Origin of the sequence: Mesorhizobium sp. M2A.F.Ca.ET.039.01.1.1, from assembly GCF_003998035.1 — a bacterium.
Taxonomy (GTDB): Bacteria; Pseudomonadota; Alphaproteobacteria; order Rhizobiales; family Rhizobiaceae; genus Mesorhizobium.
Genome location: NZ_RZRY01000960.1, coordinates 1 through 1,929, shown reverse-complemented (window position 1 = coordinate 1,929; position 1,929 = coordinate 1). Strand labels below are relative to the sequence as shown.

Below are 1,929 nucleotides of genomic sequence, written 5' to 3'. Positions count from 1 at the left end.
GCCCTGTACCTCGACGAGCGCGATCGGCCCTTTTGGAATGCGGCCGTCGGCATGGAAGACCGAATCGAAACTGTCCTTCCAGCCCTGGTTGGCGAGACCCGACTCGGCGGCGCGCTGATAGGTGACGAAGCCGGTGGCGCGGCTCGCCTCCTCCGTCCATTCGGCGGCGGCCTTGAGCGAAGGCCACAATTTGTCGATGAAGGCCATGTCGCCGGTGCGGTCGGCATAGGCGGAAGCCAGATGGATATAAAGCGGCGTGGTGTCGACACCGCCATAGTAGCGCCCGAAAGGAAGCTCGCGCAGCGCCGCCATCTCGCCCTTGCGCGTCTCATGCATGATCTTGCCCGGCTGGGAATCCGAGAAGGGCGAGGTTTCGGTCGCCTGGTGCTCGGCCAGAAATGCCAGAACACCGCGCGCCAGGCCCGGATTGAGCCAAAGCATCTGCAGGCTCGAGATCACCCCGTCGCGGCCGAACGCCGTCGAGAACCACGGGATGCCGGCATAGGGATAAGGCCCCGTCGGCAGCTCAGTGGTGAGCAGCGCTACGTCGGCGCGGGCACGCTCGACCCAGTCGTTGAAGACGCGGCCCGAACTGTGCACCGTTGCGCCATGACGCCGCTTGGCACGCATGCCGAAGCGGGCCCGTGCCGCCGCGGCGCGGAAACGGTCGCGACTGGGAGCCTCGGATACTTCCGGTCCGACTTCGACATAAAGCACTTTCTGGCTGCGCTTGGTCACCGCGATCAGGAAGTCGGCGCGGTTGTCGCTTAATTTGTCGGGGGCCTGCGAAAAGGAGATCGCCGATAGCCGTGGGAGCCCGTCGAGGCCGTCATAGCCGAGCATGACGGACTCCTTTTCGGTCTTGGCGACATGTGTCGTGCCGCGCTTCACCCGCGTCGAGCCGCGCACCTCGAACATGTCGCGGAAGTCTGCGGCGAAATGCAGCGAGACGGTGATGGTCGAATGCTCGCGGCTGTAGTTGGACAGCGTGATGCGCTCGAACAACCGGTCCTGCCAGATCAGCCTGACCCGTTCGATATGGATCGCGCCCTGCGGGATGTCACGGCCGGCGGCGCTTTGGATCGGCAGGTTGGTCAGGTTGGACGTGAACAGCACATTGTCCTGGCTGAGCGAAGCGCCGAGCAGCGACATCTGCCTGCCGCCGATGGTCAGCCGGAATTCGGAAAGCACGCGCGTGTCGTCGCGGAAGAACCCGTCGCCCGAGCCCCTGATGTCGCCATAGGCGTCGGCGACAGCGAAGCAGTCGCCCTGCTTGAGGGCGAAAAGCCGGTGCGGTTCCCGCGGCGCGGTCTCGTCGAGTGAAGAAAGGGCTACGGCAGGATCGAGCTTGCGCTCGTCGAGCTCCATCATTCGTCACCTCTTCGTTTGCCCCGCCCTAGAGCATGATGCCGAAAAGTGTGAAGCGGCTTTCGGACGACATTATGCTCTATCTCTTTGATTTAGAGCCGGATTGAGATTTCAGGCCGAACAGACCTGAAATCATCCGGCTCAAGGGATGAAGGTCAGGAGGCCTTGGCCTCCGGCATGCCGGTCAGACGCATATAGGCAGCAAGATAGTCGCTTGCCATTCTTGTCGCCGAGAACCTTTTCTCGAACACCGCCCTCACCTGCCGCCGGTCGAGATCGAGAAGCGCCGGCATTGACGCGACCGCGGCGTCGACGCTGTCCACGACGAAGCCGGTGATGCCGTCGTCGACGATCTCCGGCAAGGCGCCTTGGTTCCAGGCGATCACCGGCGTGCCGCAGGCCATTGCCTCGATTGCGACGAGGCCGAACGGCTCCGGCCAGTCGATGGGAAACAGCAGGCCCGCCGCGTTGCCGAGAAATTCGGCCTTCTCGTCCTCGGTGATCTCGCCGACATAGTCGATCCGGTCGCCATCGATCAGCGCCTCGATATTGGCGCGGAAG

2 protein-coding genes are annotated in these 1,929 nt (G+C 63.7%); both read right to left on the bottom strand.

The annotated features are described in order from the left end of the window. On the bottom strand, positions 1–1,371 hold a 1,371-nt coding region (locus EOA24_RS36090), incomplete at its 3' end, for a glycogen debranching N-terminal domain-containing protein (protein ID WP_281059922.1). Between the two features lie 152 nt (positions 1,372–1,523). Further along, positions 1,524–1,929: glycosyltransferase (locus EOA24_RS36085; protein WP_127410713.1), on the bottom strand; the 406-nt coding region annotated here is incomplete at its 5' end.